The sequence below is a fragment of the Mesorhizobium sp. WSM3873 genome, assembly GCF_001672445.1.
GTDB lineage: Bacteria > Pseudomonadota > Alphaproteobacteria > Rhizobiales > Rhizobiaceae > Mesorhizobium.
This window is the reverse complement of the sequence record NZ_LYTM01000034.1, coordinates 104951-131205: the sequence shown is the minus strand read 5'-3', so window position 1 is coordinate 131205 and position 26255 is coordinate 104951. Positions and strand designations below refer to the sequence as shown.

Annotated in this window: 26 protein-coding genes; 12 read left to right on the top strand and 14 right to left on the bottom strand. The window is 64.5% G+C overall.

Annotation, left to right across the window (positions count from 1 at the left end; all coding sequences use genetic code 11):
* Position 1: 1 nt before the first annotated feature.
* Positions 2–1024 (bottom strand): acyltransferase, encoded by a 1023-nt coding sequence (locus tag A9K71_RS20295; RefSeq protein WP_066999884.1) that lies wholly within the window; start codon positions 1022–1024, stop codon positions 2–4.
* Positions 1025–1316: 292 nt separating this feature from the next.
* Between A9K71_RS20295 and A9K71_RS20290 the strand changes: the two genes are divergently transcribed.
* From A9K71_RS20290 to A9K71_RS20275, 4 genes are read left to right on the top strand one after another with little or no spacing between them, the layout of a single operon-like run.
* Positions 1317–2015, top strand: a complete 699-nt coding sequence (locus A9K71_RS20290) for a fumarylacetoacetate hydrolase family protein (protein WP_066999881.1) — start codon at positions 1317–1319, stop codon at positions 2013–2015.
* Complete coding sequence (maiA, locus tag A9K71_RS20285; protein WP_066999878.1) at positions 2012–2662, top strand: maleylacetoacetate isomerase; 651 nt, start codon at positions 2012–2014, stop codon at positions 2660–2662. Before A9K71_RS20290 ends, maiA begins: the two co-directional genes overlap by 4 nt.
* Positions 2652–3155: a DUF4262 domain-containing protein gene (locus A9K71_RS20280; protein WP_197504258.1), complete on the top strand. Its 504-nt coding sequence runs from the start codon at positions 2652–2654 to the stop codon at positions 3153–3155. Before maiA ends, A9K71_RS20280 begins: the two co-directional genes overlap by 11 nt.
* 20 nt (positions 3156–3175) lie before the next feature.
* Positions 3176–4216: a zinc-dependent alcohol dehydrogenase family protein gene (locus tag A9K71_RS20275; RefSeq protein WP_066999876.1), complete on the top strand. Its 1041-nt coding sequence runs from the start codon at positions 3176–3178 to the stop codon at positions 4214–4216.
* Positions 4217–4225: 9 nt separating this feature from the next.
* Here A9K71_RS20275 and A9K71_RS20270 read toward each other — a convergent pair whose 3' ends face one another.
* Positions 4226–5089, bottom strand: coding sequence for a DMT family transporter (locus A9K71_RS20270; protein WP_067000863.1), 864 nt, complete (start codon positions 5087–5089; stop codon positions 4226–4228).
* 102 nt (positions 5090–5191) lie between these two features.
* On the opposite strand from A9K71_RS20270, the gene A9K71_RS20265 reads away from it, so the two are divergent.
* Positions 5192–6637, top strand: coding sequence for a PLP-dependent aminotransferase family protein (locus tag A9K71_RS20265; RefSeq protein ID WP_066999874.1), 1446 nt, complete (start codon positions 5192–5194; stop codon positions 6635–6637).
* Here A9K71_RS20265 and A9K71_RS20260 read toward each other — a convergent pair.
* From A9K71_RS20260 to A9K71_RS20250, 3 genes are all read right to left on the bottom strand, one after another.
* Positions 6634–7131 (bottom strand): MaoC family dehydratase, encoded by a 498-nt coding sequence (locus A9K71_RS20260; protein ID WP_066999871.1) that lies wholly within the window; start codon positions 7129–7131, stop codon positions 6634–6636. The two genes, A9K71_RS20265 and A9K71_RS20260, sit on opposite strands and share 4 nt — an antisense overlap.
* Before the next feature lie 188 nt (positions 7132–7319).
* On the bottom strand, positions 7320–7748 hold the full coding sequence (phaP, locus tag A9K71_RS20255; RefSeq protein ID WP_066999869.1) for a TIGR01841 family phasin: 429 nt from the start codon (positions 7746–7748) through the stop codon (positions 7320–7322).
* A gap of 67 nt (positions 7749–7815) precedes the next feature.
* A complete protein-coding gene (locus tag A9K71_RS20250; RefSeq protein ID WP_066999866.1) occupies positions 7816–9111 on the bottom strand; it encodes a DUF445 domain-containing protein in 1296 nt (431 codons plus the stop codon).
* 196 nt (positions 9112–9307) lie between these two features.
* Between A9K71_RS20250 and rirA the strand changes: the two genes are divergently transcribed.
* Positions 9308–9769 (top strand): iron-responsive transcriptional regulator RirA, encoded by a 462-nt coding sequence (rirA, locus tag A9K71_RS20245; protein ID WP_066999863.1) that lies wholly within the window; start codon positions 9308–9310, stop codon positions 9767–9769.
* On the opposite strand, the gene A9K71_RS20240 is transcribed toward rirA, so the two are convergent.
* Genes A9K71_RS20240 through hemP form a run of 5 tightly spaced genes read right to left on the bottom strand, consistent with a single transcriptional unit; the run spans position 9766 to position 13892 of the window.
* The gene (locus A9K71_RS20240; protein WP_066999860.1) at positions 9766–10554 is read right to left on the bottom strand and encodes a heme ABC transporter ATP-binding protein; all 789 of its coding nucleotides are present in this window, start codon (positions 10552–10554) and stop codon (positions 9766–9768) included. The two genes, rirA and A9K71_RS20240, sit on opposite strands and share 4 nt — an antisense overlap.
* 7 nt (positions 10555–10561) lie before the next feature.
* A complete protein-coding gene (locus tag A9K71_RS20235; protein WP_066999857.1) occupies positions 10562–11662 on the bottom strand; it encodes an iron ABC transporter permease in 1101 nt (366 codons plus the stop codon).
* Positions 11663–11668: 6 nt separating this feature from the next.
* A complete protein-coding gene (locus tag A9K71_RS20230; protein WP_066999854.1) occupies positions 11669–12562 on the bottom strand; it encodes a hemin ABC transporter substrate-binding protein in 894 nt (297 codons plus the stop codon).
* Positions 12563–12573: 11 nt separating this feature from the next.
* Positions 12574–13635, bottom strand: a complete 1062-nt coding sequence (locus tag A9K71_RS20225) for a hemin-degrading factor (RefSeq protein ID WP_067000860.1) — start codon at positions 13633–13635, stop codon at positions 12574–12576.
* A 50-nt stretch (positions 13636–13685) separates the two neighbouring features.
* Complete coding sequence (gene hemP / locus A9K71_RS20220) at positions 13686–13892, bottom strand: hemin uptake protein HemP (RefSeq protein WP_066999851.1); 207 nt, start codon at positions 13890–13892, stop codon at positions 13686–13688.
* A 203-nt stretch (positions 13893–14095) separates the two neighbouring features.
* Between hemP and A9K71_RS20215 the strand changes: the two genes are divergently transcribed.
* From A9K71_RS20215 to A9K71_RS20200, 4 genes are all read left to right on the top strand, one after another.
* A complete protein-coding gene (locus A9K71_RS20215; protein ID WP_066999848.1) occupies positions 14096–16285 on the top strand; it encodes a TonB-dependent hemoglobin/transferrin/lactoferrin family receptor in 2190 nt (729 codons plus the stop codon).
* Positions 16286–16290: 5 nt separating this feature from the next.
* Positions 16291–16728, top strand: a complete 438-nt coding sequence (locus A9K71_RS20210) for a hypothetical protein (RefSeq protein WP_066999845.1) — start codon at positions 16291–16293, stop codon at positions 16726–16728.
* A 112-nt stretch (positions 16729–16840) separates the two neighbouring features.
* On the top strand, positions 16841–17806 hold the full coding sequence (locus tag A9K71_RS20205) for a TonB family protein (protein WP_066999842.1): 966 nt from the start codon (positions 16841–16843) through the stop codon (positions 17804–17806).
* Between the two features lie 50 nt (positions 17807–17856).
* A complete protein-coding gene (locus A9K71_RS20200; protein WP_066999839.1) occupies positions 17857–18171 on the top strand; it encodes an antibiotic biosynthesis monooxygenase in 315 nt (104 codons plus the stop codon).
* A gap of 33 nt (positions 18172–18204) precedes the next feature.
* Here A9K71_RS20200 and putA read toward each other — a convergent pair whose 3' ends face one another.
* A complete protein-coding gene (gene putA, locus A9K71_RS20195) occupies positions 18205–21813 on the bottom strand; it encodes a bifunctional proline dehydrogenase/L-glutamate gamma-semialdehyde dehydrogenase PutA (RefSeq protein WP_066999836.1) in 3609 nt (1202 codons plus the stop codon).
* Between the two features lie 164 nt (positions 21814–21977).
* On the opposite strand from putA, the gene A9K71_RS20190 reads away from it, so the two are divergent.
* On the top strand, positions 21978–22430 hold the full coding sequence (locus A9K71_RS20190) for an Lrp/AsnC ligand binding domain-containing protein (protein WP_066999833.1): 453 nt from the start codon (positions 21978–21980) through the stop codon (positions 22428–22430).
* Between the two features lie 59 nt (positions 22431–22489).
* On the opposite strand, the gene A9K71_RS20185 is transcribed toward A9K71_RS20190, so the two are convergent.
* Both A9K71_RS20185 and A9K71_RS20180 read right to left on the bottom strand, forming a co-directional pair.
* Positions 22490–23698, bottom strand: a complete 1209-nt coding sequence (locus A9K71_RS20185; protein ID WP_066999830.1) for a cytochrome c peroxidase — start codon at positions 23696–23698, stop codon at positions 22490–22492.
* 7 nt (positions 23699–23705) lie between these two features.
* Complete coding sequence (locus A9K71_RS20180; protein ID WP_066999827.1) at positions 23706–24149, bottom strand: FixH family protein; 444 nt, start codon at positions 24147–24149, stop codon at positions 23706–23708.
* A 154-nt stretch (positions 24150–24303) separates the two neighbouring features.
* Between A9K71_RS20180 and A9K71_RS20175 the strand changes: the two genes are divergently transcribed.
* Positions 24304–25224 carry a sugar kinase gene (locus A9K71_RS20175; RefSeq protein ID WP_066999825.1) on the top strand — a complete coding sequence of 307 codons (921 nt, stop codon included), beginning with the start codon at positions 24304–24306 and terminating at the stop codon, positions 25222–25224.
* Here A9K71_RS20175 and A9K71_RS20170 read toward each other — a convergent pair.
* Positions 25221–26243: an aldose epimerase family protein gene (locus tag A9K71_RS20170; protein WP_066999822.1), complete on the bottom strand. Its 1023-nt coding sequence runs from the start codon at positions 26241–26243 to the stop codon at positions 25221–25223. The genes A9K71_RS20175 and A9K71_RS20170 overlap by 4 nt on opposite strands.
* Positions 26244–26255 lie beyond the last annotated feature (12 nt).

The following is a 26255-nucleotide window of genomic DNA, read 5'->3' as shown; positions in this document are numbered from 1 at the left end:
CTCACCAATTGCGGTTGAGCCAGCCGCGCGCCGGTTTCTCGACGATGTAGTAGCTCGCCAGGGCGCAGGCGAAGACTGCGGCCAGCATCGGGATCGGCGCCACGTCGCGGTCATGGACGAATTTGTAGAAGGGCTGCTGCCACAGATAGAGCGAGTAGGACCACAGCCCCAGCATCACCATCGGCCGCGACGACAGTAGGCCGGTCAGATAGCCGCCGGCGAAGTCGAGCGTGTTGACGGCGAGCGCCAGCAGCGGCACGCCCAGCAGATAGTGCAAGGGCGTCGGCACCGGATCGAGGAACAGCAAGGCTGCCCCCACGGCGGCCCCCAGCGCCAGATGCCGGTTCCTGACAAATGCCGGCAGGTGTCCATCGGCCTTGAGCAGGCAGATCGCCGCCGACAGCAGGATCGAGGCGATATGCACGTCGGTTCGCCAGTAGCTGGTTTCGTAGTCCATGCCGAAGACCCAGTAGGAAATAGCGCCGTTGGCCATAGCGAGCAGCGACAGCATGACAAGCAAGCGCACGACATTCGCGCGCCTGGAAACCGCCACGCTGATCAGCGCCAGGATGACATAAGAATGCTCCTCGATGGCAAGCGACCAGATATGGTCGAGCGCGCCCGCGCGATTGATGAGAATGCCGGCATAGTTGTAGGTGAATGTCAGCGCGGTAAGCGCCGCCTTCCATTTGAAGGCAATGAAGGTGCCGGAGAGCCCGATCATGACGGCAATCACGAACACCAGCAGGGCTGGATAGACGCGGGCGAAGCGGCGCTTGAAGAATTTCTTCAGCGGAAAGCGCTCGACGAACAGGATTTCTCCCATCAGCCGGCCGCTCAGCACGAAGAAGAACTCGACGCCGAGCACGCCGAGGTTGATGCCGCGAATCGGAAAGAAATGGCCGATCAGCACCAGGGCGATCGACAGGCCGCGCCAGCCGTCGAGATAGGCCAGCCTTGCCCGTGCCGCTTTGTCGGCTGCGGCCCGCGGCAGGACGCCGGCCGTCGCGGAGATGTCGGTCATGCCCGTCCCTTGCAACTCGAGGTCCCGGCAAGCCGTGCCTGGAACCGCTTCGTTTTCCCCGCCGCATTTATTTTGCAGTGCGGAATAATCTTGTGCAAGTGCGAAGCAGCGAATTCACAGGCAGTTCCTGCCAAGCGATTGCGAACACAAAAGAAAAAGGGGCCGCGGGCGGGTCCTGCCGCCGCTTGGTGAAGCCGCCATAGTCGGCAATGTTTCGTGGCCTAATGCCTTGCCCGCCTGCCGAAATCGGCCGAATGTGCGGATCGATTCATATCCAACGCAGAGACCGCCTATGGCAGACTTCGTCCTCCCTCCGCCCGCGATCGCTTCGGTCGCGGTGACCGGCTCGGCGGAACGGTTTGCCGTGCGCCGCATCTTCTGCGTTGGCCGCAACTACGCGGCGCATGCGCGAGAACTCGGCAATGACGAGCGCGATCCGCCCTTCTTCTTCACCAAGCCGGCCGACGCCGTGGTCGACAGCGGCGCAGAGATCCCCTACCCGCCGCTGACTGGCAATCTCCACCACGAGATCGAGCTGGTCGTGGCGATCGGCAAGGCCGGCTTCCGCATCCCCCTCACCGAGGCGCTCGCGCATGTCTGGGGCTATGGCGTCGGCGTGGACCTCACTCGCCGCGACCTGCAAGACCAGGCGAAGAAAGCGGCTCGCCCCTGGGACTGGTCGAAGGCCTTCGACTTCTCCGCGCCTTGCGGCCCGCTGCTTCCCGTCGCAAATTCCGGCCATCCCGAAAAGGGCCGCATCTGGCTCGCTGTAAACGGTGACATAAAACAGGACGGCGACCTCGCCGAGCTGATCTGGCCCGTCGCCGATGTCGTCTCGATCTGCAGCGAAGCGGTCGAGCTCCAGCCCGGCGACCTGATCTTCACCGGCACGCCGGCCGGCGTTGGTGCGGTTCAGGCGGGCGACAAGATCACTGGTGGCGTCGACGGCATCGGCGCCGTCGAGGTCACCATCGGGCAGCCGAAGCGATGAGCGACCTCGTCCTCCATAATTATTATCGCTCCTCCACCTCCTACCGGGTGCGGATCGCGCTGGAGATGAAGGGGCGTGTCTACACCTATGTGCCCCACCATCTGCGCCATGGCGAGCATCTCGAGCCCGCCTATCTCGCGGTCAATCCGCAAGGGCTGGTACCGGCGCTGGTGCTCGACGACGGAACGCTCTTAACCCAGTCGCTGGCGATCATCGAATATCTCGACGAGATCGAGCCCGAGCCGCCGCTGCTGCCCAAGGATGCGCTGGGACGCGCCAGGGTCCGGATGCTGGCGCAGATGATCGCCTGCGACATCCATCCGGTGAACAATCTGCGCGTGCTCACCTCGCTGCGCACCTTGTTCGGCGCCGGCGACGAGGATGTCGTCAACTGGTTCCGGCATTGGGTGAATGAAGGTTTCCAGCCGCTTGAAAAGATTCTGGCCTCCTCGCCCGAGACCGGCGGGTTCTGCCATGGCGATACACCGGGGCTCGCCGATATCTGCCTTGCCGCCCAGGTCACCAACAATGCCCGCTTCGGCGTCGAGATGGCGGCCTATCCGGTGATCTCGCGCATCCACGCCGCCTGCATGGCGCTGCCGGCGTTCCAGAAGGCTGCGCCGCAGAACCAGATCGATGCCGAATAGAGTAGCCAGGGATCCCGACGAAGCTAAGACGCTCGCAGATATCGAGGAGTATGGCTGTCATATTCTCTACGTGCTGGAGGACGGCGAGCACCCGCCATTCGCTTACTCGGTGGGGATAGAGTACAATTTCAAAGCCCCTGAGCTGGTCGTCATCGGGCTCAAGCCGGAGCTTTCGCAGACCATCATCAACGAGTATTGCCGACGAGTGCGCAGCGGCGACAGGTTCAAGGTTGGAGAGCGGGCGCCGGGTTTCCTGGGAGGTGGCTTCGACTGTCAATTCGGTGCGGTCCATCCCGACCACTACCCTGAATATTTCGGTTGGGGCCTATGGTTTTACGACGGGATTATGCAGCTTATCTTCCGACAAACTCCGGTGTTTGGCCATGGGATGCCGAAGCCGGCGAGTGGTTTTGGAAGCGGCAACCATTGCTCGACCAACCACCATGGCCGACTTAGCTTGGGACCTATTACCCAAAATCGCCCTGCCCTTTGAACTGGATAGAAAGCACTCCCATGAAAGCTGTCGTCTTCGAAAAATTCGGCGAAGCTCCCACGATCCAGACCGTGCCTGACCCCAAGCCGGCGGGGGATGGCGTCGTCATCAAGGTCGAGGCGACCGGTCTTTGCCGCAGCGACTGGCATGGCTGGATGGGTCATGACGACGGCATCACGCTGCCGCATGTCCCCGGCCATGAACTGGCGGGCGTCGTCGTCGCCGCCGGCAAGCAGGTGAGCCGCTGGAAGGCCGGCGACCGCGTCACCGTGCCTTTCGCCGTCGGCTGCGGCCGCTGCTTCGAATGCAACTCCGGCAACCATCAGGTCTGCGAGCACCAGACCCAACCTGGCTTCACGGGCTGGGGCTCGTTCGCCGAATATGTCGGCATCGAGCATGCCGACACCAATCTCGTACGCCTGCCGGACGAGATGGAGTTCGCCACTGCCGCCAGCCTCGGCTGCCGCTTCGTCACCTCCTTCCGCGCCATCGTCGACCAGGGCCGAGTGACGCCCGGCGAGTGGGTGGCGGTGCATGGCTGCGGCGGTGTCGGTCTCTCGGCGATCATGATCGCCAGCGCCATGGGCGCCAATGTCATCGCCATTGACCTGACCGACGAGAAGCTGGAGTTTGCGAAAAAGATCGGCGCGGTCGCGACCATCAACGCTTCGACCACGCCCAATGTCGTCAAGGCCGTCAAGCAGATCACCAACGGCGGCGCGCATATGTCGATGGACGCGCTCGGCCATCCAACCACGTGCTTCAACTCGATCGCCAATCTGCGCCGGCGCGGTCGCCATGTTCAGGTCGGGCTGATGCTGGGCGACCATGCCCGCCCGCAAGTGCCGATGGACAAGGTCATCGCCTTCGAGCTCGAAATCCTCGGCAGCCACGGCATGCAGGCCTACCGCTATTCCGCCATGATGGACATGATCCGCACCGGCAAGCTGAAGCCCGAACTGTTGGTCGGCAAAAGGATCAGCCTCGAGGAAGCGCCGGCCGCATTGATGGCGATGGGCGGTTTCGAGGGCATCGGCATCGGCGTGGTGACGAAGTTTTGAGTAGGCTCCCTACCTGGCGAACTTCTTCGCCCCGAACACGCAGGCCACCACGCCGAGCGTGACCACCACCATCAGCGGGCTGACCTGCTCGTGCAGCAGACTCGCCGCGAGCGCCAGGCCAAAGAAGGGCTGCAACAGTTGCAATTGCCCGACCGCGGCGATGCCGCCCTGCGCCAGGCCGTGATACCAGAACACGAAGCCGATCAGCATGCTGAACAGCGAGACATAGGCGAGGCCGATCCATGCGCCGGAGCCGACAGCGGCAAAAGACGGCGGCAGGGTCGCAAAACTCAGCGCCAACATGACCGGCAGCGACAGCGCCAAGGCCCAGCAGATCACCTGCCAGCCGCCGAGCTTGCGCGACAGCGCCGCACCTTCCGCATAGCCCAGCCCGCAGGCGATGATGGCGGCGAGCATCAAGCCGTCGCCGACCGGTGAGGCCGTCACGCCTTGCAACAGCGCGAAACCCGCGACGAGCGTGCTGCCCAGGCAGGAAAACAGCCAGAAGGCCGGGCGCGGACGGTCGCCGCCGCGCAGCACACCGAAGATCGCCGTCGCCAGCGGCAGCAGGCCGACAAAGATGATGGAATGCGCCGCAGTAACATGTGTGAGCGCCAGCGCCGTCAGGAGAGGAAAGCCGACCACGACGCCTAGCGCAACGACGACCAGCGAGACCAGATCCCCGCGATCCGGGCGCTTCTCGCGGAACAGGAACAGCATTGCGATGCCGAGCAGGCCGGCGATCGCCGCACGGGCCGACGTCAGGAAGGTCGGGTCGAAATCGACCACCGCCACGCGCGTCGCCGGCAGCGACCCGCTGAAGATCAGCACGCCGATGAAGCCGTTGAGCCAGCCGTTGAAACTCTTATCCATCATCCGCTCCGTTTGCGCTTCTGTACCGGCGCAGCGCATGGCCTTGCCAGAGACAGTGGGGTACAATTCTGCAAAACTGTATTGGTCAGCAGGGAAATACAGATGGACACGCCCGACCCGAAGGCGACGAATGCCGGAACGCTCGTCGAAGCCGTCATGTCGGCAATCCGGCAGCGGATCGCCGCGCGCATCCTGACGCCGGGCGCGCGCTTGCCTTCGATCCGCGCCTTCGCCGGCACGATGCAGGTGTCAAAATCTACGGTGGTCGAGGCCTATGAGCGGCTTGCGGCGGAAGGCACGATCCGCTCGCGGCCGGGCTCCGGCTTCTTTGCCGCCGGCCCGCTTGCGCCGCTGTCGCTGGCCGAGATCGGCCCGCGGCTCGACCGCGCCGTCGACCCGCTCTGGGTCTCGCGGCAAGCACTGGAGGCAGGCGACGATATGCTGAAACCGGGCTGCGGCTGGCTGCCGGCTTCCTGGATGCCTCAGGCCGCGTTGCGGCAAGCACTGCGCGGCGCCGCCCGAGCCGGCGATGCGACGCTTGCCGACTACGGCACGCCGCTTGGCCTGCCGGCACTGCGGCAGCTGCTTGCCCGCCGCCTGTCGACACACGGCGTCGAGGCTTCGCCGGACCAGATCATGCTCACCGAGTCCGGGACGCAGGCGATCGACCTGCTGTGCCGCTTGCTCCTCGAGCCGGGCGATACGGTGCTGGTCGATGACCCCTGCTATTTCAACTTCCATGCGCTGCTGCGCGCGCACCGCGCCAAAGTGGTCGGTGTCGCGATGACACCCTCAGGGCCCGATATCGACCTCTTCGCGCAAGCGCTCGCCGAGCACAAGCCGCGCCTCTACATCACCAATTCCGCGCTTCACAACCCGACCGGCGCGGTGCTCTCGCCGCTTATAGCGCACCGGCTGCTCAAGCTTGCCGATCAACCGGATCTCGCCATCATCGAGGATGACATTTTCGCCGATTTCGAGCACACGCCGGCGCCGCGGCTGGCGGCCTTCGATGGCCTCGGCCGCGTCGTCCAGATCGGTTCCTTCTCGAAGACGCTGTCGGCTTCGGTGCGATGCGGCTTCATCGCCGCGCCCCGCGACTGGATGGAACGGCTGATTGACCTCAAGATCGCCACGACTTTCGGCGGCGGGAGGCTCTCCTCGGAACTGGTGCTGACTCTGCTGAAGGACGGCAGCTACCGCAAGCATGTCGAGCAGTTGCGCGCCCGCCTGTCGCGCGCAATGGCCGAAACAGCCGGCAGGCTGAAAGCAATGGACGTTATGCCCTGGATCGATCAGGGGGCCGGTATGTTCCTGTGGTGCCGCCTGCCCGACGCCACCGACGCCGCCGATGTCGCCCGCCATGCGCTGGCGGATAATGTCGTGCTGGCGCCCGGCAACGCCTTCAGCCTGTCGCACTCCGCCGGCCGCTTCATGCGTTTCAACGTCGCCCAATGCGCCGATGAGCGCAACTTCAGAGTGCTTGAAAGGGCAATGGCCGCGTCCCGCCGCAAAGGCGCGTCGCAGCCCGGCAGCGGCAGAGTTTAGGCGCCTGCCCGCTTGCGGCGCTCATACATCATCACCAGCGTCTCGGCAGTCAGCGCCGGCTTCTGCTCGCCCTCGATCTCGACGGTGTTCGCGGCCTTCATCAGATATTGGCCGGGGCCGCGATCTTCCATGGTGAGCAGCGTCGTGCGCAGCCGGATACGTGCGCCGGACTTCACCGGCGCGAGGAAGCGCACTTTGTCGAAGCCATAGTTGAAGGCGGCTTGCGTGTTTTCCGGCACGATGCCCATCTCCAGCGCCAGCGCGCCGATGATCGAAAGCGTCAGATAGCCATGCGCGATCGTAGTGCGGAACGGGCTCTGCCGCTTCGCGCGCTCCGGATCGACATGTATCCACTGGTGGTCGCCCGTGCATTGGGCGAACTGGTCGATGCGCTGCTGGTCGACCGTCGTCCAGTCCGACACGCCGATCTCCTGGCCGGCCATTGTCCGCAACTGTTCGAAGGTCGGCGGCGTCCTCGGCCGATTTTCCGTCATTCCTGCTTTCCTGCTGGCTTCTGCCAATCTCCCGACCATGAACCGGCGGCTCCTGTCAATTCGCGGCGCCTCGATTTCACCCTCAGACTTGGCGGTTTTACGGCAAGCAGCGAACGCGCAGCCGCACGCGCCGATTGCTCAGCCGCCTGAACCCGATCCGGAAAACCCGAATAGGCGCCCTGGATTGCTCACTTCCCGTCGTAGCCGGCCCGGATTTCCGCCATCGCGTCCTTAATCCTGTCGCGCAGGATTTCGACCGATTCGGTGCCGGATTTCCGAACCAGGTCGGCGACCTCGCCGGCATTCTTCAGCGTTGTCTCGAAGGATTTCCTGGCGAAATCCACCTGCTTCGTCATCAACTCCTGCGGATTGCCCGGAGGCTGGTAGTTGCGTGCCATCCGGGTAATTTCGCCGAGCGCCTCCTGCACCATTTCGTGCTGTCTCGACAGAATGGATGACGCGCCGGCGGCGCTTGCCCGGGCCGACTTCTCCAGAGCCTCGAGATTCCTGCGGTGGTGATCCAGGATCGCCTGGATGTCGACCTTCGGCAGCTTCAAGTCGCGGCCGAACCTGCTGAAGATGTCCAGAAAAGAGTCGGATTCCGGTTGTCTTGCCATGTCGTCGCCTCCCGATCTGCCGCTCTTACAGCGCCCACTAGGGAGAATAGTGCGCGCCCGGTCCGCGTCAATTGAGGAGAAGCAGCCGCTCCGCCGTATAGAGTGCCAAGCCGGCCAGACCGCCGATTACCATGCCGTTGAAGCGGATATACTGCAGGTCCTTGCCGATATTGATCTCGATCAGCCGCGTCAGCTGGGCCAGATCCCAGCGCTTGACCTGATCGGCGATGAATTTCGACACGCCGCTCTTCTGGCTTTCGACGAAGGAGGCGAACGCCACAACAAAACCCTGGTTCATGTCGGCCCTGATCTGGGCATCGTCGGCCAAATGTCGTCCGACCTCGACGAACAGATTGGCGAGGTGCTCGCGAATCGTCGAATTGGCCGCGTTGGCGTCCTGCTCGATGAACAAGCGCAGGCTTGCCCAAGTGTCGCCGGCGAGAGCCCTGACTTCCGGACGGCCCAGGAAATCCCGCTTCAGCTTTTCGGCGCGCCTTGCATATTGCTTCGAGGTCCTGAGCCGCTCGACGAAGCGAAGTACGAAACGGTCGAACTCGGTGCGCGCCGGATGATCGGGATCGGCCCGCACCTCCTCCAGTAGCAACCCGGCGGAAGCGACAATCTTCTTGAGCAGATAGGCGTCGGCGCGAAACAGGTTGAACAGCGATGGCAGTTCCTCACGAATCTTTTCGCGCATCGTCGCCAGCGCCTTCTCGTCGTTCAGGAAGCGCCCGACCACCCTGGTGAACTCGTCGAACAGTTTCTGGTGGCGCCGGTCGTCGGTGAGCGCCGACAACAGCTCCGCGGCTAAAGGCGCCAGCGGCACTTTTTCGATCTGCTCCAGCAAGCGGCTGGTGACGAAGTCGCGCAGCCCGGACTGCTCCACGGCGGTCAGCGTCTGCGGCACCAGGCGGGCGACGAATCGCGACAGGTCGGCGGCGCGTTCGGCGTCGGCCAGCCAGTCGGCGACGAGGGCCGCAAAGTCGACCTCGGCGAGCTTTTCCCGCACGGGCTCCGGCGCAAGGAAATTGGCCTCGATGAACCGGCCGAGATTGTCGGCGATGCGGTGCTGGTTCTCGGGAATGATGGCCGTGTGCGGGATCGGCAGGCCGAGCGGGCGCCTGAACAACGCCACGACCGCATACCAGTCGGCCAGCCCGCCAATGATCGCCGCCTCGGCGAACGCGGCAACAAAGCCGAGCCACGGATGGGTGACCTCCAACGACTTGGCGAGCGCGAAGACAAGGATGCATAGGCCAAGCGCTGCGGCGGCGACGAACTTGGTCCGCCGCAATGCCGAGAGCTTTGCCTGCGCATCGGCGTCGAATCGAACCGGCGCGAGGGCCTGAGCTGATTGTGACATGGAAAGGTCTTCCCTATTGCACCCGGACTTATCTAGGGCCTGCGCCGGGGAAACGCTCGCTCAAAGCGCATTGCGGTGCGATGCGGCGGACACGCACAAAAAGTTGACAAGATTATTCAGCTATCTAGCGGTCCAGTCTGGAATTGTTCCAAACTATGGGCCATATTCGGCCCAAGCTCATTTCGCGAGGATCACCATGCGGCTCACGCGCCAGACGAACTATGCGATGCGCATACTGATGTATTGCGCAGCGAACAGCGACCGGCTGAGCCGCATCCCCGAGATCGCCACCGCCTATTCGGTTTCGGAGCTGTTTTTGTTCAAGATCCTGCAGCCGCTGGTCGAGGCCGGCCTGGTTGAGACGGTGCGTGGCCGCAATGGCGGCGTCAGGCTCGGCCGCCCCGCAGAGCAGATCAGCCTGTTCGACGTCGTCCGCGTCACCGAAGAGAGCTTCGCCATGGCCGAGTGCTTCGAGAACGACGCCGCCGAATGCCCGCTGGTCGACAGTTGCGCCTTGAATTCGGCGCTGCGCGAAGCGCTCAACGCCTTCTTCGCCGTGCTCTCCCGCTACACGATCGCCGACCTCGTCGCGGCGCGCCCGAATGTGCGCCACCTGCTTGGCATCGACCTCCTGGAGCAGCGCGCCCCGGCCGCCTAAGCTGCCGATTGCGGCAACACGAACGGAACGCTTCCAGCAGGCAGTGCGCCGACCTTGAGCCGACAGTCGAACACCTTTTCGATCAGCTCGTCATTGAGCACGTCTTGCGGTGAGCCGGCGGCAGCCAGCTGGCCACGAGAGAGCACGAAAATCCGGTCGGCATACATGGCCGTCAGATTGAGGTCGTGCAGGATCGCCACCACGCCGCCGCCGCGCCGGGCGAAATCGCGCGCGATATTCATGATGATGAGTTGGTGCTTGACGTCGAGGCTGGAGACAGGCTCGTCCAGGAAAAGGTAGCGCGGCCTGCCCTCGAGAACCGGGGCCCAGACCTGGCAAAGCACACGGGCAAGCTGGACGCGCTGCTGCTCGCCGCCTGAAAGTTCCTGGTAGAAACGGCCGGCAAAGCCGTCGAGATCGACACGCGCCAGCGCCCGCTCGGGCAAGCGCGCATCCTCGCCGGACAGCACCCCGGAACGCCCGCCGATCAGGCCGAGACGAACGACCTCTAGCACCGTGAAGGGAAAGGACAGCGTGGTGGACTGCGGCAGCACGGCGCGATGCGTCGCTGCCTCCACCGGCTTCATGGAAACCAGGTCTCGGCCATTGAGGATGACAGTGCCGGTATAGGAGAGCTCGCCCGTCAGCGCCTTGAGCAGCGTCGTCTTGCCCGAGCCATTGGGCCCGACGATTGCCGTTACCTCGCCCGGCCGCGCCGTGAAATCGACATGCGACACGATGCGCCTGGAGCCGATCGCTACGGAGATGTCCCGGGCTTCGATCATCGGCTGCTCACAGATCAATGACGCCGCGCTTGCGCAGCAGGATCCACAGGAAGAACGGCGCGCCGGCCACTGCCGTGACGATGCCGATCGGCAGTTCGGCCGGAGCGACGATGGTGCGGGCGACCGCGTCGGCAAGCAGAAGCAGCGAGGCGCCGAGCAAGGCCGAGGCCGGCAACAGGTAGCGGTTTTCCGGACCGATGGCGAGGCGCAACAGATGCGGCACGACGATGCCGATGAAGCCGATGCCTCCGCTGACGGCGACCGACGCACCGACCGCCGCCGAGACGCCAACGATGGCCGTGTATTCTAGCCGCTGAACCGGAATGCCGAGATGGCCGGCGGTCGCCTCGCCGAGCGCCAGCGCATCGAGGCCGCGCGACAGGAACGGCATCGTCGCCAATGCCAGCAAGATCACCGGCCCGACCGTGCCGATTTTCGGCCAAGTGGCGCCGCCAAGCGAGCCGAGTTGCCAGAAGGTGAGGTCGCGCAATTGCCTGTCGTCGGCCACGAAGACCAGTATGCCGGTGAGCGCCATGGCAAGGGCGGCGATCGCCAGGCCGGCGAGCAGCATGGTGGCGACTGACGTCCGGCCGTGGCGCGTCGCAATGGCATAGAGCAGCAGCGTCACCGCCAGGCCGCCGAGGAAGGCTGCCAGCGGCAGGGCGAGCGTGCCAAGGGCGAGCGTGACAGGCGCAAGCCAGGTTGTGCCGAGCACGATGATTGCCACCGCGCCAAGGCTCGAGCCGGCCGAGACGCCGATCAGGCCGGGATCGGCGAGTGGGTTGCGGAACAGTCCTTGCATCACCGCGCCGGAGACGGCGAGCGCGGCGCCGATCAGCACGCCGAGCAGCACGCGCGGCATGCGGATGTCATAGACGATCAGCCGGTCGCGCGCGGCGAGCGCCGTATCGACCGGCACGCCTCCGGTCAGCCAGTCGCGTATGACGCGAAGGGCGGACGCGTCCGAAGCGCCCGAGGTCAGCGACAGGAATATGGACAGCGCAAGCGCGACAGACAAAAGCAGGATGACGATCCTTGCCCGCGCCGAGCGGTCGCCATCGGATGCCCTCACCCTGCCCGCCGGCCCCGCAATCGACTGTTCGGCCATCACCGCTCAGTCCGTGACCTGATTGCCGTAAAGCGAGACGGCGAGGTCGTGGATGGCCGCGGCCGTGCGCGGCCCGAAGCCCAGCAGGTAGCCGCCATCCATGCTGATCAGCTTGCGAGCAGCTCCCGCGGGCGTTGAGGTGATCGATGGATTGGCCAACAGCTCATCTTCCGAGATCGGCGGACCGGCGTTTTTCATGGTCAGGATCACATCCGGCCTTGCAGTGACGATCGCCTCGTCGGACATCTGCTTGTAGCCCGAAAAACCCTCGACTGCGTTGACGGCGCCGGTAAGCCTGATGATGCCGTCGCCAGCCGTATCGCTGCCCGCGGCCAGGATCTTGCCGCCCTGCATCGACAGCACGAACAGGACACGCTTGCGCTCCTTGATCGCGGCCGTCTGCATTTCGGCCGACTTCAGCTTCGCGTCCGTCTCCGCAGCGAGCTTCTCCGCCCTGGCCTCAACCCCCAGCGCCCTCCCGACGGTGCGGATCTTTTCGAGGATGCCTTCATGGCTGTAGCGCTCTGGCACCTCGATAAAGGGCACGCTCGATTTCTTCAACACGTCGACGGTTTCCTTCGGGCCGCTGCCATGCAGGGCTAGAATCCCCGATGGATTGACCGACAGAACGCCCTCCGGCGACAGCGCGCGCATATAGCCCACATCGGGCAATTTCTGCGCGGCTTGCGGGAAAGAGCTGGTCGAATCACGGGCGACGAGGTGACCTTCCTCGCCGAGCGCATAGACGATCTCGGTGATCGAGCCGCCGATGGAGGCAATCCGCGAGGTGTCGGAGAAGACGGCCCTACCTTCATCGGCTCCGGCAGGCAGAGCGGCGGCGGCAAGCAGAACGCCGATCAGCGGCGCAAGCGTAGAGCGGAAACGGTGAACGACACGCATCGAGTCTCGCCTCATGCAGCGGTCGGGCTGGGGATGCGGGGCAGGTTCTCGGCCAGGAAGCGCCAGTCTTCGCGCTCGCCCTCGCCTTCATGGCGCTTGCCGAAGAACTGGATGATCATGCCCCCCTTGGCGTCATAAGCCTCGAGCGACGTGACATGGCCATCCTTGGTCGGCTTGCGCACCGCCCAGACTTCATGGATGTGATCGGTCCTCAGATGCAGGTGGAAGGTCTCGTCGAGCACGTTGATCCACGGCCCCATCGGCTTGACCGACTTGATCGGGCCGGAATGGATCTGGATGCAGCCGCGGTTGCCGACGAAGCACATGATCGGCATCTCGCCTTCCGCCGCGTGGTGAAACATGGCGCTGACGGCATCATTGTCGAGCAGCCATGCATAGTCCTGGCCGACCATGCGCACCGCCTCACGGCGGCTGAGCTTCAGCGTCTTCAGCATGCCGAAGAACTGATGCACGTCGGTCATCCGGCTCCAGCGGTCGCGGAGGTCGTCGATGCTGGCTACCGAGGCTTGCACCTCCACTTCGCCTTCCGGCGCGCTTGAGGCGATTGCGATCGTCGGCTCCTGGTTCGACGATTCAAGGCTCGCGACCAGCTTCTGGTAAGCATAGAGGTTCGAGGCCGCCCGCAGATGCACCTTGTGAACGGCCTCGCCGGCCGCATCGAAGAACTGCAGGCTGCGGCGGATCTCGCCCCCGTCGCGTTTCTCGACGGCAAAGCCATGTGCCCACACTTTCGGGAAGATGCGCAGGTCGATGTTCTCGCCGAGCACCATGGCGTTGTGATTGCCGGTGACGACCTTGTCGTAGACGCCGATCTTTTCGTGCACGGCGCTTTCGTTGCGGGTCAGCGCCATCACTTCGCCGACCGCTTCGAGGCCGCTCAGCAAGTCATTGACGCGCGGCTCGACGCGCACGGCGCCATGGCCGCAATGTGCCGCGACCAGCTCTGCTTCCGAAATGCCGAGTTGGGCCGCCAAATCGCGCTCGCGCATCTTCGGATTGTTTTCCCGCGAACCCCGGATCTCGTCCGGCGACGGCTTCACGCGTTGGTCCATATCGTTCACCTGCCCACTTTTTGTCTGCCCTGTTCGCCTGCCGATCGTGCTTACTTGTTGAGGATCAGCTTGCCCTGGCGGGTGATCTTCAGACGGTAGAGAGCACCATGATGTTCGATGCCGATCTCATGCTCGCCCTGGAACAGCGCGTTGCTGGAGAGCGTGCGCACTGACATCGCCACGCGGTCAAAACGCGCGGGCACGTCGTCGGAGCGGCGGCCGCGGTAGCGAAAGTCGCTTGGGTTATGGCTGTTCATCTCATTCGGTCCCTTTTTCCTGTGCCGGCCACCGGGCCGGTCGCCTCGTCAAATGCCGATTAAATTCTTGAGTCGATTTCTCATGTTTACTAGTCGTGCATTACCGGACTAAATGAGTCAACATTTAAGACGCCGGACGCGATCAAAAATGCGAGCGAGCCCCGCGCCAGCCAGCATCGAGCCTGAGAATCTGGAGTTGGGGCATGGGGTTGGTGAATTGGGGACGGCCGACAGATCGGCCGATGGCGAAGGAAATGGCGGCCTTGCTGGCTGGCGCGGCGGCAATCGCGCTCTGTATGCCGGCGGCCAAAGCGCAACAGGCCACCCAGCCGGCGGCTGACCAGCAGAGCGACCAGACAAAGAAGGCTGACCAGAAAAGTGCAGGCGACTCGACGCTGCTCGACAAGATCCTCGTCATTAGCCGCACCGGCGAGACGGCGATCCAGTCGCTGGCCTCGGCCAGCCATGTCGACAAGGAACAGCTTGAGCGCCGCATGGCGACGACGCCGAACGAGATGCTGCTTGGCGTGCCGGGAGTTGCAGTGCAGGCCGACGCGCGACGCGTCAGCTCCAGCATCAACATCCGCGGCCTGCAGGATTTCGGCCGCGTGGCGGTGATCGTCGACGGCACCAGGCAGGATTTCCAGCGCTCCGACCACGGCACGCAGTCCACCTTCTATGTCGATCCCGAGCTCATCAAATCGGTCGACGTGATCCGCGGCCCGGTCGCCAACACCTATGGCTCCGGCGCCATCGGCGGAGTGGTCTTCTTCGAAACCAAGGACGTCGGAGATTTCCTCAAGCCGGAAGAGACCTGGGCCGGATCGCTGACCGGTCGCTATGAAACGAATGGCAAGGGCTGGACCACCAGCGCTAGCGGCGCCTATCGCTTCAACGAGAACTGGGACGTTCTCGGCAACATCGTCTACCGCGACTACGGCGACTACAAGAACGGTGGCGGCGACACCGTTGCCGGCACCGGCTTCGACGTGCTGAGCGGCCTGCTCAAGACCACCATTCGCCCGACCGAGAACAGCGAGTTGAAGCTCGGCTGGGTCGGCTCGAAGGACGGGTGGACGGAGACCAGTGGCGGCGTTCCGGCCAACGATGTCGACCTGAAATCGAATACCTTCACCGCCCGCTACAACATCACCGACGATGCCAAAAGCTGGCTCGATCTCCACATCAACGCCTCTTACAACAAGACGCTTCTCGATCTGACGACGCTCGTCCCGCAGAACCGTTTCGATCCGACGACCGGCCTGCCCGTGGTGCTGCCCGCCGGGTCGCTCTCGACTTTCGATGTCGGGACGACCGGCATCGACATATGGAACACGTCGCGATTCGAGACCGCCGGCATTGCGCATGAGTTGACTTACGGCGGTGACTGGGTCGGCGACGACGTCGAAACCGGGGGCACAGCCGGCGGCGACAGCTTCTACACGCCGTCAGGTAAGCGCAACGTCTCCGGCGCCTATGTCCAGGACAAGCTGACCTGGGAATGGCTGGAGGTCATCACCGGCCTGCGCTACGACAGGTACAGCCTGAAGGACTCCGAGCACGAGACCTCGGGCGACCGGCTGTCGCCGCGCATCACCGTCGGCGTATCGCCCTTCGAAAGCGCTGGCTTCGCCGGCCTGCAGTTTTACGGCACCTTTGCGGAAGGCTACCGTTCACCCTCGCTGACGGAGACGCTGATCAGCGGTAACCATCCGGCCGGCGTCACCTTCCCCTTCCTGCCCAATCCAAATCTCAAGCCTGAGACCGGCAAGACCGTCGAGTTCGGCGTCAACTACAAGCAGAACGACATTTTCGAAGGCGGCGACGCTCTGCGGCTCAAGGCCGCCTATTTCAACAACAATGTCGAAGACTATATCGACGGCGTCACGCTGTCGGCCTTCGACCCGACCAGCGGCTGCCCGTTCGGCCCCGGCATCCCGATCTGCTTCCAGTACCAGAACTTCGCCAAGGCCAAGATCAACGGTTTCGAACTGGAAAGCGTCTATGACGCCGGCTGGGGCTATGCGGGCTTCTCGGCCTCGATCGTCAACGGCCACACCATCTCGTATGAGGGCGAGCGGGCCGACCTTGCCACCATCCCCTCCTCGCAGGTGACGGCGCAGCTCGGCCTTCGCTTCCTCGAGGACAGGCTCACCGTCGGCGGTGAGGTGCAATATAACGGCAAGCCCAAGGGCAATCCGGTGACCAAGGACTATACGCTGGTCAATGCCTTTGCCAGTTACCAGGCGACCGACAACCTCAGGCTCGACGTCCGCGCCGACAATCTGTTCGAGGTCAAATACACCAATCCGCTCAACGCAAGCACGACTGCCGTCCTCTACGAACCGGGCGTCACGCTGAAGCTTGCGGCAACCATGCGTTTCGGAGGCTGAGAACCATGAACTTGACGACATCGCTCCGTCTCTTGACATCGGCGCTGGCGATGTCGCTCGGCCCGGTGCCGGCATGCGCCCAGTCCGCGCCGGCGCCGGCCCTTAATCTCGAACTCAACGCCGTGCAGCCTTCGGACAAGGGCTGCCGGCTGACCTTCGTCGTCAGCAACGCGCTCGGCGCCGACCTGTCGAAGGCCGCTTTCGAGATCGCGCTGTTCAATGAGTCAGGCGTTGTCGACCGCCTCACCGTGCTCGATTTCAAGGACCTGCCGCTCGGCAAGACTAAAGTCACGCGCTTCTATCTCGCGGGCGCCGAATGCGGCAAGCTCGGCCGCGTGCTGATCAACAGCGCGACGGAATGCGCTGGAACCGGCGTCGAGCCGACGGCCTGCATGCGCGACCTGAAGACCTCGACTAAAACCGCCATCGCCTTCGGCGTATAGAGGTGGGGAGTGCATCCGGCCCGCCAAGGAGACGCCATGGCGTGGGCCATGGGCGGCAACCGATCTTGATTTGACAATTTCTTATCGCGTACGGCAGGTCTCGGCGCGAGACATGCAGGACATCAATCACTCCTCCGATGCAGGCAGCGAACCGGCGATCACGCCGGCCGAGCCGCTCATGCAGCCGCGGCACTCGGCCGGGCATCGCAAATGGCCGGTGGCGATCATCGCTTCCGGCCTGCTACATGGCGCTGCGGCGGCCGCGTTCCTGCTCGCGCCTGCCGGGATATTCGACTCCATGGACGCGATTCGGGCCGAGGGCACAGATCAGTCCGGCGCCAACGTCACCGGCAGCGCCCTGGACGACCAGTCGTCCGGCGCCGTGGATGTCACCTTGGTGCCCGATCTGCAGCCGGTGAAACGCCAGGCCGCGCAGCCCGCACCGCCGGTCGAAGCGCAGCAACCAGCAAGCGAACCCTCGACGCCTCAGCTTCCGCCGCAAGCCGTCAAGGAAGCCGCTTCCGCGCCGGATATCGTGGCGGCCACCAGCCCACGCCAGGATGACCAGACTGTCCCCGACGACAGCAAACCTACGCCCGCGACCGAACTGCAAAGCGCTGAAGCGCCCCTTGCCGAGCCTCAACAGCCACCGGTCCCCAGTGCGACATCGAGCGCCCCAGCCCCATCGGCAGCGGCAGACCGGACCAATGCAACCGGCGGCACGGCGGATGGCGATACACGCGACGCGCCTGTTGCCGCCAGCAAGGGCAAGAAACAGGCCGCTGCCGGCAATGCCCTGGAATCCCACTACAGCGGTGAAATCCAGAAGAAGCTTGCGCGCGCCAACCGTCGCGTTGCGAAATCGATCCAGGCCAAGGCTCGCAACAACGCCAGGGTGGTTTTCGTCGTCGCGGCCGACGGCAGCGTCAGCGACCTGCAGCTCGCTGAAAGTTCAGGGTCCTCCGAGCTCGATCAGTTCGCTTTGACGCTGGTGCGCAAGCAAGCCCCGTTCCCTCCCATTCCACCCGAGACCGGAAAATCAAGTTGGGTGTTCAAGGCGCGGATCGGCCCTTTTTAAAGCCTCCGCCACCCTAAACGTCAGAATTCGTCCATTTCGAAAGGAAGCCAATGTACATCGCCATGAACCGCTTCAAGGTCCAGAACGGCTCGGAGGAGGCTTTCGAGAACGTCTGGAAGAGCCGCGATTCCAGCCTCTCCGACATGAAAGGCTTTAAGGAATTCCACCTGCTGCGCGGCCCGGTCAACGAGACCGAGGGCTATACACTGTTCGCCTCGCACACCGTCTGGGCAAGCCAGGACGATTTCATCGCCTGGACGAAGTCGGAGAACTTCCGCGCCGCCCATCGCAACGCCGGCACCGCCAAGGTGCATTATCTTGGCCACCCCCAGTTCGAAGGGTTTTCGGTCGTCGAGGGCGCCTGACCGCCGCTAACGCGGCGGCCTTCCCGCACCTGATTAGGCCGCAGCAAGCAGGCTGGCATTGCCGCCGGCCGCCGTCGTGTCAACGCAGACCGCGCGCTCATGCGCATAAGCCGCCGGATTAAGCACTTCGCCGACCAGCGGCACGATCGGCCCGGCGCGCTCGGCAACCACCTTGCGCACGATGCGCGCCGCTTCCGGCGTGCCGGAGAAGGCAACGACGTCGACGCGCAGCGAGCGTGCCTCGACCGGGTCCGGCCGGCCGTCGATCGCCGCCAGCGGCAGGCCCTTGCCGGTCAGCGCCGACAGCGCCGCCGGCGCGCCTGGGGCCACTGCCAGAACGGCATTGCCTGCGGCTAAAGCCTGGATTGTCTGCGCAAGCAGCGCCTCGGCATCCGGCCCGAGGCAGAGCACCCGTCCGCGCGGCGCCAGCGACAGCGTGTTGGCCTCGCCGGTCGGGCCCGGCAGGTCGACCTGCCCGAAATCGAGGCTCGCTGCGGCGGCGATGGCCGCAGCCCCCTTGCCGCGCAGATGTTTTCTCAGAATCGCCACGCGATCTGGTCGCGTCGACCAGCCGCCAAGCGTCGGGTCCGGCAGATTGTCGGCGAGTTCCGTCGCCGTCACCTTGTGGCCGTCGCCGACTTCCGTGCCGGCTTGGGGGCCCTTGCGGAAGCGGCGCAGATAATGCGGCCCGCCGGCCTTCGGCCCGGTGCCGGACAGACCCTCGCCGCCGAAGGGCTGCGAGCCGACGACGGCGCCGATCTGGTTTCGGTTGACATAGATGTTGCCGGCATGGATGCCGTCGACGAAATGCTGGACGCGGCCCTCGATGCGGGTGTGCAGGCCGAAGGTCAGGCCGTAGCCCTTGCGGTTGATGCCGGCAATCACCGCGTCGATGTCGTCGGCGTCGAAGGTGGCGACATGCAGCACCGGGCCGAACACTTCGCGCTCCATCTCCTCGATGCCTTTGACCCGAAAGACATGCGGCGCGACGAAGCGGCCGGCAGCCGGCGCTTCGAGCTTGGCGATGAGGCGCCCCTCCAGCCCCTTTTTCTTGCAGTAGTCGCTGATCGAGGCCTGCGCCTCATCGTCGATGACCGGGCCGACATCGGTCGAGATCAGCCACGGATCGCCGACATTGAGGGCCTCCATCGCGCCCTTCAGCATGGCCAGCATCTTCTTCTCGACATCCTTCTGCACGTAGAGCACGCGCAGCGCCGAGCAGCGCTGCCCGGCGCTCTGGAAGGCGGAGGCGAGGATGTCGCGAACCGCCTGCTCGGGAAGCGCCGTGGAATCGACGATCATGGCGTTCAGCCCACCCGTCTCGGCAATCAGCATGGCATCGGGCGCCGCCGTTTCGGCCAGCTGTTTTTCGATCAGCTTGGCGACCTCGGTCGAGCCGGTAAAGCAGACACCTGCGATGCGCGGGTCGGCGGTGAGCGGCGCTCCGACCGACGCACCGTCACCCGGCAGGAGCTGGATGATATCCTCCGGCACGCCGGCCTCGCGCAGTATCTCGACGGCGCGGAAGGCGATCAGCGGCGTCTGCTCGGCGGGCTTGGCGATCACCGAATTGCCGGTGACGAGCGCCGCGGCGATCTGGCCGGTGAAGATGGCCAGCGGGAAATTCCACGGCGAGATGCAGACGATCGCGCCACGGGCTTCAGTGCCCGCTTCGGCATTCGCCGCCTCGGCCGCATAGTAACGCAGGAAATCCACCGCCTCGCGCACTTCGGCGACGCCGTCGGCCAACGACTTGCCGGCCTCTCGAGTGGCCAAAGCGAAGAACTCGGCGGCATTGGCCTCGTAGAGGTCGGCGGCGCGGTTGAGGATCGCGGCGCGCTCGGCAACCGGGCGTTTTGCCCAGGCCGGCTGCGCCTCCACAGCGATACGCACGGCGGTCGCGACCTGCTTGGCCGCCGCCTCATGCACTGTGCCGACGACCTCATCGGGCTTGGCCGGGTTGACGATCTGGCGCGGCTTGCCGTAGCCGGCGGCACGCGTGATCGGCTTGGCATGCCAGCGATCCGCTCCCGCGAATTCCGCCCGTGCCCTGTCGATGGCTGCAAGAGTCACCGCATCACTGATGTCGAACCCTTTTGAATTGCGCCGGTGGGCGCCGAAGATCGCGGCGGGCCGCGCGATCGCCGGATTGGCGGCGGGGCCTTGTTTCTCTACAGCTTCCAGCGGGTCGCGGGCGATTTCTTCCGGCTCGACCTCCTCGTCAGTCAACTGGTGGACGAAAGAGGAGTTGGCGCCGTTTTCCAAGAGCCGCCGCACCAGATAGGCGAGCAGGTCGGAATGCGCACCGACCGGCGCGTAGATGCGGCAGCGCGTCCTTTCGGCCTTGCGCACCGTCTCGTGCAGCGATTCGCCCATGCCGTGCAGACGCTGGAATTCGAAGGAGTCGCGATCCTTCGCCATCGACAGGATGGCAGCCACCGTGTGCGCGTTGTGGGTGGCGAATTGCGGGTAGATGCGGTCGGTCATCGACAGCAGTTTTCGCGCGCAGGCCACATACGAGACGTCGGTGTTGGTCTTGCGGGTGAAGACCGGATAGCCGGCAAGCCCAAGCGTCTGTGCCCGCTTGATCTCGGTGTCCCAATAGGCGCCCTTCACCAGCCGCACCATGATCTTGCGGTCGTATTTTTTGGCAAGCGCATAGAGCCAGTCGATGACGAATGCCGCGCGCGGGCCATAGGCCTGGACGACGACGCCGAAACCATCCCAACCGGCAAGCTCCGGTTCGGCGAGCACGCGTTCGATGACGTCGAGCGACAGATCGAGCCGGTCGGCCTCTTCGGCATCGATGTTGAGGCCCATGCGCGAATGCCGCGCGGCAAGCGCCAGCGACAACAGCCGCTCGGCCATTACCGGCAGCATCTTCTCCTTCTGCGCCACCTCATAGCGTGGATGCAGTGCCGAAAGCTTGACCGAAATGCCGTGGTTGTAGCGAATGTCCGGGCCATTGGACCCCGCGTCGAGCGAGGAAATCGCATCCGCATAGGCGCGGTGATAGCGCAGCGCATCAGCCTCGGTGCGGGCCGCCTCACCCAGCATGTCGAAGGAATAGAGATAGCCCTTCTGCGTCATCGGACGGCCGCGCTTGACCGCTTCGGCGATGGTGCGGCCGAGCACGAACTGCTCGCCCATTTCGCGCATCGCCGCCGCCACGGCCTTGCGGATGACCGGCTCGCCGAGCCTGCGCACCATGGCGCGCAGCGTGCCTTCGATACCGCCCTCGCCTTCATCGAGCACGCGGCCCGTCAGCATCAGCGCCCAGGTCGAGGCGTTGACGAAAATGGAACTCGAGCTGCCCGAATGCGCCGACCAGTCATGGGGCGCGATCTTGTCGGCGATGAGATCGTCCATCGTCTCGGCATCGGGAACGCGCAGCAGCGCCTCGGCGAGACACATCAGCGCCACGCCTTCCTTGGTCGACAGGCCATAGGCCGAAAGAAAAACCTCCATCAGCCGAGGGTCGCTCGAGCCGCGCACCGCGCGCACCAGATCGGCCGCACGCGCCGAGATCGCCTTGCGCTCTTCCGCCGAAAGCCCGGCAGCCGCGGACAGTCGCCTCACCGCCTCGTCTTCGTCGGGCAAATAGTTGGCGCGGATCTGCTGGCGGATGGCATCGAGCGGCATGTCGGATCCTGAGAGCAAGCGTTAGCGAGCGGGTCTGGCGGTCGCCGGACCGATTGGCGCAAGCTAGCACAGCTGGGAGCCCAGGTCGGTCCAAAGAAATCGACAAGATAGTCCATTCGAGCTATCGTAGCCGCTCAACTCCCGTCATTTTGACCATAAGATCGATGTACGAAGACCAATTGGACCGCATTGACCGCAACATCCTGGCCGCGCTCGGGCGCGACGGCCGGCTTTCAATGTCCGAGCTGGCTTTGAAGGTCGGGCTGTCGAAGACCCCGGTGCAGGCCCGTGTGAAGCGTCTTGAGAAGGAGGGCTACATCAGAGGCTATCGCGCGATCATCGACCGGGAGCGCATGGGCGAAGGCCATGTCGCCTTCGTCCAGGTGAAGCTGTCGGATACGCGCTCGGCGGCGCTCGACGCGTTCAACCGCGCGGTGCAGGGCGTGCCGGAGATCGAGCAATGCCACATGATGGCGTCGAGCTTCGACTATCTCCTGAAAGTCCGCACCACCGATATCGCCGCCTACCGCCGCGTGCTCGGCGAGCGCATTTCGGGCCTTCCCCACGTGGCACAGACTTCGACCTTCGTTGCGATGGAGACGGTGAAGGATCGCTAGCGCAACTCCAGGAAAGATGCCTAGCGGTTTTCCGTCCGGGATCGCGCAAAATTAAGGCTCTACTCCGACAGAGTCTTCAGAAACGCCACCAGAGCCGCGCGCTCGCGATCGGAAAGCTCGAGCGGGTGGATCTCCGAAACGCCGTCAACGCTGGGCGCCGCTTTCGAATAATGCGCCACCACCTCGTCGAGGGCCGAGAACTGCCCGGCATGCATGTAGGGCGCACGCGTAGCTGCCCCCCTGAGCGACGGCGTCTTGTAGGCGCGCACGAGTTGCTGCCCGTCCTTCACCATGAAGCGCAATTCGCGGCAGGCGCTTTCATCGCCGTCGCGGAACTTGCCGAAGCAGTTGAACGGGTCCGCCTGCACTTGAGCCACGGCATCGACCCGGCCGCGGTCGGGCGGCAGATCCTTGACCGGCGGCACGCCGGTGTTGTGGAACGAACTGTCGGTGAAGCGCGGCCCGTTATGGCAGGTCACGCAATTGGCTTTGCCGATGAACAGCTTCAGCCCGAGGATCTCTTCCGGCGAGAAGGCAGCATCGCCTTGCGGCTTGGTGCCGGTCGCGAGGTCGATCGCGAAGCGGTCGAAACGCGTCTGCCCAGGTTCGATCGAGCGCTCGAAGGCCGCGATTGCCTTGCCGATATTGGCAAAGACGCGGTTGACGTCTTCGGCCTGCCTGGCGGGCATGGCGTTCCATGCCGCCTTTTCGGCCTCGGTGCCGAGCGGGCTGGCATTGGCCGGCACGGTGGAAAGATCGGGCAGCGGCCCGAAAATGCGCTCATAGCGCTCGCCGAACCGCTCCTTGATGTAATGCGCGAAGGCCGCGCGGTTGCCGGCCTGCTCCAGCGGGTTTTCGAGCGGCGTCAGCGCTTGCGCCCACAAACTGTCGCGGCGTCCGTCCCAGAAGAACCAAGGATCGCGCGCCACGCCGGCCAGCGGCATGGTTCGGCGATTGGTGTGGCCGACGCCGACCGCCCGCGGCAGGTCGTCCTGGAACTGACGGTCGATCTTGTGGCAGGTCGAGCAGGACACGGTGCCGCCGCGGCTCATGCCGACATCGAAGAACAGCGTCGATCCGAGCGCTGCAGCGGCCGGCACATCGGCATACTGGTTCGTCGTGTCCGCTTTGAGCGCCGGCAGCGTGTTCAACGCCAGCGAGGCGATGGTCTTCTTCTCGGCGTCGCTGAACTCGGGCTCGCCGCAACCGCCAAGCAAAGCGAGCGCGACCAGAGCGGACAGGCTTGCGAGGCGGAGAAGACGCTTCATCGGCCGCTCACAACAGAATGTTGAAGACGACTGAATCGGAACCCGCCGCCGCGGAGATCGCGAAGCGCAATTGCCACCAGCCGCTCATGGTGAATTTCACGCCGTCGATGCGGTAGCGTCCCGACCCCATATAGTCGGTCGCCTGCGGGCTGGTCGGCAGGCCGTGATTGTGCTGCGGCATGCCGCCGGAAACGGTGATCGCGGCGCCCTCCACCGGAGCGCCGGCGGCGGTCTTCAGCGTCAGCAACCAGGATTGCAGCTCGCCCTGCCGAATGACGCCGCGCTCCGGCTCGAAGCTCGCAACGAACAGGCCGCTCGCCGTCTTTTTCGAACGCGACGTATCGGGGCCTGGTGCCGAATGCGGCGCCGTCAGATAGACGACTGTCAGGATGCCGACCAGCAGGGCAGCAAGACCGAGACCCGCAAGAATGTAACGCCATATCGATGCCAAACCGGCTCCTCTTCGGCTGATAACGTCACAGGCTGCGCGCAGCATCCCGTCCGCCTGTGGGAAATCGCTTCTGGCGCAAAAATCGGCCTGCGCCAAGCATGGCGCTGCCGGCTGCAAAAAGCTACAGCACCAAAGCTTTAGGAGGACAAGTCATATGGAAGCCAATGGTGTCACGTCGATCGGCGAATGCATGCTCGAACTGTCGGGCCAGGCAGGACCGAACTGGCGTATGGGCTTTGCCGGCGACACCTTCAATACGCTATGGGCGCTGCATGCGCTCAGCCCCGGCCGGCCCGCGACCTATGTCTCGGCCTTTGGCGACGACCCTTTTTCCCGCGATCAGATCGCGTTCTTAGCCCAGAACGGCATCGGTATCGGCAGCAGCCCTGTCATTGCCGGCGCAAGGCCGGGCCTTTACGCCATCACGCTCACCGGAGCCGAGCGCGCATTCACTTATTGGCGAAGCGATGCTGCCGCGCGCCAGCTTGCCTCCGATGCAGCGGCACTGGCAAAAAGCCTTGAGAACCAGGCGCTTGTCTATTTTTCCGGAATCACCTTGGCAATTCTGGATGATGCCGCGCGCAAAACCCTGCTTTCGGCCGTCGCGACAGCACGCGCGGCGGGTTCGCTGGTCGCCTTTGACCCGAATTACCGTCCCCGGCTGTGGCCGAGCCGTGAAACCGCTGAGGCTGCGATCTTGGAAGCGCTCGCCGTCGCGGATATCGCATTGCCCACTTTTCCGGATGAGCAGATGCTGTTTGGCGATGAGACGCCGCATGCGACGGCGGAGCGACTTGGGACGTTGGTCGGCGAGGTTGTCGTCAAGAACGGCGAGCAGCCGGCATTGATTGCCGTGGACGGCGCCTCGGAAACAATCGAGGCAGTGCATGTCGCCTCGCCTGTCGATACCACCGGCGCCGGCGATTCCTTCAACGGCGGCTATCTCGCCGCCCGGCTTGCCGGTCACGCCCCAGTCGACGCGGTTCGGCGCGCGCATCGGGTAGCTGCGGCCGTCGTACAGGTACGCGGCGCGCTCGCGCCGTTCGAGATTCTAAGAACAGCCTTTGAAACCTAGCTAGGGAGCCGGAACCTGTATTCCGTCACCTGATGGTAGATCTGGCCCGGCCAAAGCGTGGCCTGTGGGAAATAGGGCCGGTTCGGCGCGTCGGGCCAGGTCTGCGCTTCGAGGCAGAAGCCTGAAAAGGCTTTGTAGCCGCGCCCGTCCAGCCCAGGGGAGGACGGCGCGACATACTGGCCGATATAGAGCTGCAGGCCGGGCTCGGTGGTCCAGACCTCCATTTCGACGCCGGAACTGGCCCCCTGCACCCAGGCTGCCTGATGCAGCGGTCCACGGCCGGAGGCGAGGCAGTAATTCAGATCGTAGGGAAGCTGCTCGCCTTCCGATTCCATGCGCAGCGGCCGCGCCTGGCGGAAGTCATAGGCCGTGCCGTCGACGGGCTTCACCGCGCCGGTCGGGATCATCTCTGCGTCGACGGGCGTATAAGCGCCGGCATTGACCATCAGTCGGTGGTCGAGAATGTCGCCCGCGCCCCCGTCGTCGAGATTGAAGTAGGAGTGCTGCGCAAGATTACAAAGCGTCGGCTCCTCGCATGTGGCGGTCAGTTCCATGCTCAGCGTGCCGGGGATCTTCAGCCGGTAGGTGCATGTGACGTCCAGCGCGCCTGGAAAGCCCATCGTCCCGTCGGGATCGTGCAGTGTCAGCGTCACGAAATCGCGCCCGTGCAGCGAGACCGACCATGGCCGGTGGAAATAGCCCTCCGAGCCGCCATGCAGCGTGTGTTTCCCTAGAAAATTGCGCTCGGTCTGGTAGCGCTTGCCGGCGATGGTGAAGCGACCATCGCGAATGCGGTTGGCGAAGCGGCCGACGACGGCGCCGAAATAGGCGCGGTCGGTCTCATAGGGCTCGAACTGGTCGTAGCCCAACACCAGCGGCGCATCATGGCCGGCGAGCCGCAGATCCTGGATGATCGCGCCGAGCCCGATGATGTTGGCCGTGAGACCACCGCCACGGATGGTGAAGCGGCGAACGGCCTCGCCCGCATGCGTCGTGCCGAAGACCTCGCCGTCCTTCATCGCTGTGCCCGA

Bases quoted from the DNA above. Each gene is read 5' to 3' on its own strand.
- A9K71_RS20295 (WP_066999884.1), bottom strand. From the start codon at position 1,024: ATGACCGACATCTCCGCGACGGCCGGCGTCCTGCCGCGGGCCGCAGCC.
- A9K71_RS20290 (WP_066999881.1), top strand. From the start codon at position 1,317: ATGGCAGACTTCGTCCTCCCTCCGCCCGCGATCGCTTCGGTCGCGGTG.
- maiA (WP_066999878.1), top strand. From the start codon at position 2,012: ATGAGCGACCTCGTCCTCCATAATTATTATCGCTCCTCCACCTCCTAC.
- A9K71_RS20280 (WP_197504258.1), top strand. From the start codon at position 2,652: ATGCCGAATAGAGTAGCCAGGGATCCCGACGAAGCTAAGACGCTCGCA.
- A9K71_RS20275 (WP_066999876.1), top strand. From the start codon at position 3,176: ATGAAAGCTGTCGTCTTCGAAAAATTCGGCGAAGCTCCCACGATCCAG.
- A9K71_RS20270 (WP_067000863.1), bottom strand. From the start codon at position 5,089: ATGGATAAGAGTTTCAACGGCTGGCTCAACGGCTTCATCGGCGTGCTG.
- A9K71_RS20265 (WP_066999874.1), top strand. From the start codon at position 5,192: ATGGACACGCCCGACCCGAAGGCGACGAATGCCGGAACGCTCGTCGAA.
- A9K71_RS20260 (WP_066999871.1), bottom strand. From the start codon at position 7,131: ATGACGGAAAATCGGCCGAGGACGCCGCCGACCTTCGAACAGTTGCGG.
- phaP (WP_066999869.1), bottom strand. From the start codon at position 7,748: ATGGCAAGACAACCGGAATCCGACTCTTTTCTGGACATCTTCAGCAGG.
- A9K71_RS20250 (WP_066999866.1), bottom strand. From the start codon at position 9,111: ATGTCACAATCAGCTCAGGCCCTCGCGCCGGTTCGATTCGACGCCGAT.
- rirA (WP_066999863.1), top strand. From the start codon at position 9,308: ATGCGGCTCACGCGCCAGACGAACTATGCGATGCGCATACTGATGTAT.
- A9K71_RS20240 (WP_066999860.1), bottom strand. From the start codon at position 10,554: ATGATCGAAGCCCGGGACATCTCCGTAGCGATCGGCTCCAGGCGCATC.
- A9K71_RS20235 (WP_066999857.1), bottom strand. From the start codon at position 11,662: ATGGCCGAACAGTCGATTGCGGGGCCGGCGGGCAGGGTGAGGGCATCC.
- A9K71_RS20230 (WP_066999854.1), bottom strand. From the start codon at position 12,562: ATGCGTGTCGTTCACCGTTTCCGCTCTACGCTTGCGCCGCTGATCGGC.
- A9K71_RS20225 (WP_067000860.1), bottom strand. From the start codon at position 13,635: ATGGACCAACGCGTGAAGCCGTCGCCGGACGAGATCCGGGGTTCGCGG.
- hemP (WP_066999851.1), bottom strand. From the start codon at position 13,892: ATGAACAGCCATAACCCAAGCGACTTTCGCTACCGCGGCCGCCGCTCC.
- A9K71_RS20215 (WP_066999848.1), top strand. From the start codon at position 14,096: ATGGGGTTGGTGAATTGGGGACGGCCGACAGATCGGCCGATGGCGAAG.
- A9K71_RS20210 (WP_066999845.1), top strand. From the start codon at position 16,291: ATGAACTTGACGACATCGCTCCGTCTCTTGACATCGGCGCTGGCGATG.
- A9K71_RS20205 (WP_066999842.1), top strand. From the start codon at position 16,841: ATGCAGGACATCAATCACTCCTCCGATGCAGGCAGCGAACCGGCGATC.
- A9K71_RS20200 (WP_066999839.1), top strand. From the start codon at position 17,857: ATGTACATCGCCATGAACCGCTTCAAGGTCCAGAACGGCTCGGAGGAG.
- putA (WP_066999836.1), bottom strand. From the start codon at position 21,813: ATGCCGCTCGATGCCATCCGCCAGCAGATCCGCGCCAACTATTTGCCC.
- A9K71_RS20190 (WP_066999833.1), top strand. From the start codon at position 21,978: ATGTACGAAGACCAATTGGACCGCATTGACCGCAACATCCTGGCCGCG.
- A9K71_RS20185 (WP_066999830.1), bottom strand. From the start codon at position 23,698: ATGAAGCGTCTTCTCCGCCTCGCAAGCCTGTCCGCTCTGGTCGCGCTC.
- A9K71_RS20175 (WP_066999825.1), top strand. From the start codon at position 24,304: ATGGAAGCCAATGGTGTCACGTCGATCGGCGAATGCATGCTCGAACTG.
- A9K71_RS20170 (WP_066999822.1), bottom strand. From the start codon at position 26,243: ATGAAGGACGGCGAGGTCTTCGGCACGACGCATGCGGGCGAGGCCGTT.